Here is a 7,214-nt window from a genome sequence, read left to right as displayed (position 1 = left end):
CGCGTTGAACCAGGCAGTCCGTCACCGTATGACCGATCAGCCCCTCATACATCATTCGGATCGAGGCCTCCAATATTGCTCTTCTCTGTACCAAAGCGTGCTACGGAAACATCAGATTCGGCCATCGATGACCGATGGGTATGATTGCTACCAGAACGCTCTTGCTGAACGGATCAACGGCATCCTCAAGCAAGAGTTTCTTATCAACCGATGTCGAACCTTTGCCGAGTTGGGTGTACTGATCAAGGAGTCCATTGCTGCCTATAATACCTACAGGCCACACCTCAGTCTCGGCATGAAAACGCCCCAAGAGGTGCATGAAAAAGCCAGCAACCCTAGGCCGCTGGCTTCAACAAAAACCGTCAACGTATATTAGGACGGGTCACTGAATTCCTGTATTGCCCATAGCCTGGCCGATTCCAGACCTTTCCTGGCCACCCTGTCAGACCGGCCGCCAGAGCCCGAACAACCACATTCCCACCGCCACCATGGCCAGGGAACCCAGCACATGCACGGCAACGCTGGCCAGCACCACCAGCCACTTGCCCGACTGCAGGGCACCCATCAATTCCAGTGAAAACGTCGAGAAGGTGGTAAGCGCCCCGCACAGCCCGGTAATCACCAACAGCCGCCATTCGGGCGACAGCGAACTGTGGCTGAACCAGCTGATAAAGAATCCCGCCAGACCCGCTCCAGCCAGGTTAGCCAGCAGCGTCCCTCCCTGCAGCCCATGCCCCGGACCATTGAGCCAGAGACTCAGGCCCCAGCGAAGGTTGGCGCCGATCACAGCGCCAACGCTTACTGCCAGGAAGGCCCAGCCGGTCATGCCGGGTTGTGGTCAATCAGAGTGGATTTGTCCATGGCCAGGGCGTCGAACGGGAAGTCATCTACTGTCAGCATATCGAGCACGTTCTTCTCGTACTCTCGCATGAAAGTGATTTCTTCTTCGCTGAGAATCTCGGCCTGATACGCTGCCTCGAACTGCTCTTCCGGGTGCAGGGCCTGGCCTGGTAGCTCACCCTTGGCAGCGGCCTTGCCCACCTTGCGATAGATGCCTTCCGCCCGGTCATAATCCTTCAGCAGGCTGTTATAGCGCGCCACCGGGTTTTCCTTATCGTCACCCTCGGTATGCCAGACCGGCATCAGCAGTTTGGCACGCACCGGAGTGTCGGTGGATATGGCCCGGGCTACCCGGCGGGTCAGGTCGTCGTGGGGCTTGTCCCAGCGACGTCCCAGGGGCATGGTGACCATACGAAGAGCCACCGCGACCGCCCGGTTGGGCAGGTTCTGCAGCAGTTCGTCCAGGGCATTCTCGGTGCGATGAAGCAGCAGGCCCATGCTGTATTCAAGCAAGTCGGCCTCGCCTTCAACCGGCTGGGTCTCGTGCCAGTGCTTGAGCACCATGGAGGCCATGTAGAGGTTGGCCAGCATGTCACCCAGGCGGGCTGAGATCAGCTCCCGCATTTTCAATTGAGAACCCAGGGTCGTCATGGCGGCATCGGAGCACAGGCCAAAGGCCGCACTGAAGCGGGCCACGCCCTGGGCATAGCGACGGGCGGTACTGTCGAAGGGCACTTCCGCCTTGCCAAGCCCGAGAGCCTGGGTGAACGCCCGGGCGGCGTTGCCGAAGATCAAGCCGGCGTGGCTGAAGAACGCCTCGTCGAATGCCCTTTCATCATCCTTAGCCTTCGCAGCCAGCTCTTTCAGCACATAGGGATGGCAGCGGATGGCACCCTGACCGAAGATCATCAGGCTGCGGGTCATGATATTGGCACCCTCGACGGTAATGGACACCGCCGAGCCCGAGAAGCCGATCCCCAGGTAGTTACGTGGGCCAAGGGTGACCGTCTTGCCACCGTGAACATCCATGGCGTCGGTAAGCACGGCACGCTGCATCTCGGTGAGCTGATATTTCAGGATGGCCGACGGGACCGCTGGCTTTTCGCCATTATCGATCATGTTGGCGGTCTGCAAGACTGACGACTGGGCGATGTAGCACTGGCCGGCAATCCGGGCCAGGGCTTCCTGGACGCCTTCCATATCCGCAACCGGAGTATTGAACTGGCGACGCACACGGGTGAAGCCACCGGCCACACCGACCGAGGTCGCGGCGGAACCCGCCGCACCGGAAGGCAGGGTGATACAGCGCCCCACGGACAGGCATTCCACCAGCATCCGCCAGCCTTCGCCAGCCATTTCCGGACCACCGATGATAAAGTCCAGGGGAATAAATACGTCCTTGCCCACAATCGGCCCGTTCATGAAGGGACTACCAATGGGCCAGTGGCGACGGCCGATTTCCATGCCGTCGGTATCCCGGGGTATCAGCGCGCAGGTGATGCCCAGGTCTTTCTCTTCGCCCAGCAGGCCATCCGGATCGAACATACGAAAGGCCAGGCCCACAACCGTGGCAATGGGCGCCAGGGTGATCCAGCGTTTCTCGAAGTTGAGCTTCAGGCCCAGCACTTCCTTGCCGTTATATTCCCCCTTGCAGACGATGCCGGTATCCGGCAGTGACGTGGCATCCGAACCGGCACGGGGCCCGGTCAAACCAAAGCAGGGGATCTCCCGGCCATCCGCAAGGCGTGGCAGGTAGTGGTCTTTCTGCTCTTCGGTGCCATATTTGACCAGCAGTTCACCGGGGCCCAGGGAGTTGGGTACGCCCACGGATACCATCAGCACCTCATTGGCGGCCAGCTTCTGTAGCACCGCCGACTGGGCCTTGGCGGAAAAACCGAGGCCGCCGTATTCCTTCGGGATAATCATCCCCAGGAATTTCTCCTTCTTGATGTACTCCCACAATTCCGCCGGCAGGTCAGCGCGCTCTACGGCAACATCCCAGGCGTTACACATGGACACGGCCTTCACACACTGATTGTCCACGAAAGCCTGCTCTTCCTCCGTCAGACCGGTGTTCCGGTTAATCAGCAGGTTGTGCCAGTCGGGGCGCCCGGTGAAGAGCTCGCCGTCCCAGCCCACGGTGCCGGCATCCAGGGCCACCTGCTCGGTGTCTGAAACCTTGGGGGCCACCTTCTTGAACATGGCGAACACCCGCGGCGTCAACCAGCTGCGACGGAATTGCGGCAAGCCGGCGGCGGCGGTTGCCACGGCACCCGCAAACAGCAGCAGGGTGAGCCAGCCGGAAGCAAAGATCCATGACAGCAAGCCGAACACAACCATCACAATGATGGCGGGTTTGGCGCCGGCCTCGCGGCGCATCACCATCAGCAGTGCGGTGAGGGCCAGTACAAACAGTATCAGGGTCATCATAGGCGCTCTCTTTCATCCTCCGGAACGGGAAACCGGCGATGTCAGGTCGCGGCGGTTCCGTGGTTCAAATTGAGTGTGTGAGGCCTGCTCGGCCATCCTTGCTTGTTTTCGGATACCTCTACGCGGCGCGCGTTCAGGCTAAGCACGCTGCCAGGACTTGCGGCAGGCTCCACCACAAAAGCCCCGGCCTTGCATGATCTTACGCCCAAATTACCGGAACGGATGGTACCTGGCCAGCCCCGTCATGCAGTAACCACCACCCGGATCCCCTCCAGTGACAGCTCGGCACGTGAGATGGCGGTTTCCGCCGCATCAAGTTGATCCCGGAAAAAGGTTATTTCCTCCTCACGGATGGCCGGGTTATGACGACGCAATGCCTCAAGGCGCTGAATCTCCGGTTGCAGAAGCTCCCTTACCCGACTCAGGGCGGCATCCCGGCCCGGCTCGAACTCCGGTTCCGCCAGCGCCCGGGCATGGTCCACCATGGTTTCAACCTCTGCCCGGATCCGTGGCACCACCGATTGCGCCGTACGGCGGGGAATATTGGCACACAGGCCGTTGAGACGGTCATGGGGCAGCACGGCTGAAAGGTCACGGCCGTTGACGTCCACCAGCACCCGCACCGGAGATAATGGCAGGTACCGGGACAACTGCAGCCGCTCCGGCGCCGGACAATGCACGATGAAGACGGCCTCCAGCATGACCGTGCCGGGCTGCAACCCCTTTACCGACATGGTCGCGAGCGCCGCCTTGCCCAGCCCGGAACCCAATACCGAGTCCATGACACCGGTAACCAGGGGATGCTCCCAGCTCATGAACGCCATATCTTCCCGGCTCAGTGCCTTTTCGCGGCTGTAGGTGACAGTAACGCCGTCATCGGGCACCAACTCCAGCTGCCCGGAGTGCCGCTGCTCGCTGGGCTTGAGGATCTCCGCGCCCTCAGAGTGCTCTTCCACATCCACTCCGAAAATGTCGCAGGCGGTGTGCACATAGTCCTGCAGGCGGGCATCCGCCTCTTCCTCCTCGATTGCCTCGATCAGTGCGTCCGCACGGTCACGGCGACAGGAGTTGAGTTCAATCAGGGCATCCCGACCTTTTTCCAGGCGTTCTCGCAGCTCCGCCGCAAGCCTCGATGTATGGGCAACCAGGTCACGTAACCCGGCCGTATCGCCGGCCATAACCGCCTGCCACTGTTCGCGAACCTCGTCGAACACCGCTACGCCAATGGCACAACTCTGTTCGAAGGCATTGAGCCCTTCGTGGAACCACTGCCACTGTACATCGCCACTGGTGCCTTCCAGGTAGGGCACGTGGATGTCGATAGACTCGCCCTGTCCGATCCGGTCGAGCCGACCGATACGCTGCTCCAGCAGGTCCGGGTTAGCGGGCAGGTCCAGCAGCACCAGGTGGCGGGCAAACTGGAAATTCCGGCCCTCGCTGCCAATTTCAGAGCAGATCAGTGCCTGGGCACCCTGCTCATCCTCGGCGAAATAGGCGGCAGCCCGGTCCCGCTCGATCAGGCTCAGGTGTTCGTGGAAGGCAGCACTGCGAATGCCCGCCCGTAACTGGAGGTACTCTTCAAGGGCCATGGCTGTTTCGGCGTGGGCGCAAATCACCACCACTTTCTCCCGTTTCAGGCCTTTCAGGGTCTGCTCCAGCCAGGCCACTCGCGGATCTTCCGCCAGCCAACGTTCGTCCGTAAAGCCGACTTCCGGGGTCAGTCCCGCCTCGCCGGTAACATCCCCCTCCTTCCGGTACAGCTCGGGACATGGCAGAGGGTAAGTATGCAGCTGCCGCCGGGGGAAACCCTTGACCGAAGCACGGGTGTTGCGAAACAACACGCGGCCGGTGCCGTGGCGATCCAGCAAGGCATCGACAATGGCCTGCACTGGATCACCGGCCGCCAGCAACCCCTCCAGGTCATCCCCGAGCCACTGCCGCAAGATGGCCTGTCGGTCAGGGCCAGGCACTTCACCTGACTCAAGCAGTGCCCGAACCACGTCATTGACCTGTTGATAATCGGCTTCCTGCTTGCGGAAGGCTTCCAGGTCATGGAAGCGAGCGGGATCCAGCAACCTGAGGCGGGCAAAGTGGCTTTCTTCACCGGCCTGCTCCGGTGTGGCGGTGAGCAGCAAAAGGCCCCGGGTTTCCTCGGCGAGGCTTTCCACCGTAGAGTACTCCCGGCTCGGGCGGCCCGGCTGCCAGCCAAGGTGATGGGCCTCGTCCACAACCATCAGATCCCAGCCTGCCGCCAGTGCGTCACGCTGGGCCAGGGTATGGCTGGTCAGGAAGTCCAGCGAACACAACACCAGCTGGCTCTCTTCAAAGGGGTTGGCCTGGGCCACCTCCTCTTCCAGCTCCGGGTCCGGTTCTGACAAGGCCTCATAGCGGGAGTGATCCACGATGGAGAAACGCAGGTTGAAGCGGCGCAGCATTTCCACCAGCCATTGATGGATCAGCGAGTCCGGCACCACGATCAACACCCGCCGGGCCAGGCCGGCATGGAGCTGATAATGCAGGATCAGCCCGGCCTCAATGGTCTTGCCCAGCCCCACTTCATCCGCCAGCAGCACCCGTGGGGCGAACCGCCGGGCCACTTCGTTGGCAATATAGAGCTGGTGGGGCAGGTGCTGGGTACGTGTCCCGAGCAGTCCCTGAACCGGTGACCGGGACAGCCGGTCCTGGTGCTCCAGGGTGGCCAGGCGCAGCCGGAACGCACCATTGCGATCAAACTGGCCGGCGAACAGTCGTTGGTGGGGCGCAGAAAAGCTGACCTGGCTGGCGAGCCGTACCTCGGAGATTTCCTGCAGGTCACCATTACCATCGGCAGCGTGGTAAACCAGAACCCCGCCGACCTCTTCCACCGCCTGTACGGTCAGTACCTGGCCATCAAAGGTCTCGATCTCTTCCCCCATGTGGAAAGCAATCCGGGACAAGGGGGCACTATCGATCGCGTAGGTGCGTTCTTCATCCGCCGCCGGGAAACCGAGGGTAACCGTTCGGCCAGACACATCGGTGACTATACCCATGCCCAGTGACGCATCGGAGTGACTGACCCAGCGTTGGCCAACCGCAAAAGCAGGTGCTTCCAAGAATCCTCCAGAACTTCAGATTTTAATGATCAGTTACGTGCGAGTGATCCTGGTGGGATCAGGCTCGCGTATCCAGAACGCCGTGGCCCCGCAAACCGCTGCGGGCACGACAAAGAGGTTCACCACCGGCACCATGGCCAGCAACGCCACCGGCAGACCAAAGCCCAGGGCGCTCAGCCGTCGTGCGGCCAGGCGCTGACGCAGGGCGCCAAAACTGACCCGATGGTTGTCCGCCGGATAGTCCACGTATTGCAGGGACATCATCCAGGCATTGAAGGCAAACCAGAGCACCGCCGCAACCAGGTTGACTACCGGAATCAACCCGATAATGACTAACAGCAAGGCCCGCGGAATATAGTAGACAATCTTGTGAACCTCCCGGCCCAGCGCCCGGGGGATGTCCTTTAAAATCTGGACCCAGCCGCCATCTTCACTGACCTCCTGGCCAGTGAGGTATTTTTCGGTCTGCTCCGAAAGGAACCCATAGAACGGGGAACCGATCAGGTTGGCCATGATCACAAAGCCATAGGCAAACATCAGCAGAATGACGATGCCGTACAGCAGCCAGAACAACCAGTCGATGGCCTGCAACCAGGCCCAGTCAGGCAACCAGGCCATGACGGTGGCAATCATCACCGCAAAGCCCTCCGCCATCAGCCAGACCAGAGCGATAAACAACAGCAGATTGAGGATCAGCGGCACAACGACAAACAGCCTCAGCCCTGGCTGCCGGATCAGGCCGAAGCCCTCGCCCAGATAACCCAGACCCCGGAAAAAATTACCTTGCAACATGCTTGCAGCCTCATGACACATGGCAGTGAAGGGGCGCAAAGCATATCATGATGCCAGTAA

General features: G+C 60.9%; 5 protein-coding genes. 1 reads left to right on the top strand and 4 read right to left on the bottom strand.

Translation table 11 applies throughout. The annotated features are described in order from the left end of the window. On the top strand, positions 1-376 hold a 376-nt coding region (locus tag BM036_RS13255; RefSeq protein ID WP_143066614.1), incomplete at its 5' end, for an integrase core domain-containing protein. A gap of 66 nt (positions 377-442) precedes the next feature. On the opposite strand, the gene crcB is transcribed toward BM036_RS13255, so the two are convergent. The 4 genes from crcB to cysZ form a co-directional block, all read right to left on the bottom strand. Then, complete coding sequence (crcB, locus tag BM036_RS13250; RefSeq protein WP_091853110.1) at positions 443-826, bottom strand: fluoride efflux transporter CrcB; 384 nt, start codon at positions 824-826, stop codon at positions 443-445. Then, positions 823-3,270: an acyl-CoA dehydrogenase gene (locus tag BM036_RS13245; protein WP_091853107.1), complete on the bottom strand. Its 2,448-nt coding sequence runs from the start codon at positions 3,268-3,270 to the stop codon at positions 823-825. Before BM036_RS13245 ends, crcB begins: the two co-directional genes overlap by 4 nt. A gap of 242 nt (positions 3,271-3,512) precedes the next feature. After that, complete coding sequence (gene rapA / locus BM036_RS13240) at positions 3,513-6,362, bottom strand: RNA polymerase-associated protein RapA (protein ID WP_091853105.1); 2,850 nt, start codon at positions 6,360-6,362, stop codon at positions 3,513-3,515. Between the two features lie 33 nt (positions 6,363-6,395). Then, positions 6,396-7,154: a sulfate transporter CysZ gene (gene cysZ / locus BM036_RS13235; protein WP_091853102.1), complete on the bottom strand. Its 759-nt coding sequence runs from the start codon at positions 7,152-7,154 to the stop codon at positions 6,396-6,398. Positions 7,155-7,214 lie beyond the last annotated feature (60 nt).

This window comes from Marinobacter segnicrescens (genome assembly GCF_900111555.1).
Classification (GTDB): domain Bacteria; phylum Pseudomonadota; class Gammaproteobacteria; order Pseudomonadales; family Oleiphilaceae; genus Marinobacter; species Marinobacter segnicrescens.
This window is presented reverse-complemented; position numbering and strand designations above follow the sequence as displayed.

Coding starts and splice junctions, on each gene's coding strand:
- crcB (WP_091853110.1), bottom strand. CDS start 826: ATGACCGGCTGGGCCTTCCTGGCAGTAAGCGTTGGCGCTGTGATCGGC.
- BM036_RS13245 (WP_091853107.1), bottom strand. CDS start 3,270: ATGATGACCCTGATACTGTTTGTACTGGCCCTCACCGCACTGCTGATG.
- cysZ (WP_091853102.1), bottom strand. CDS start 7,154: ATGTTGCAAGGTAATTTTTTCCGGGGTCTGGGTTATCTGGGCGAGGGC.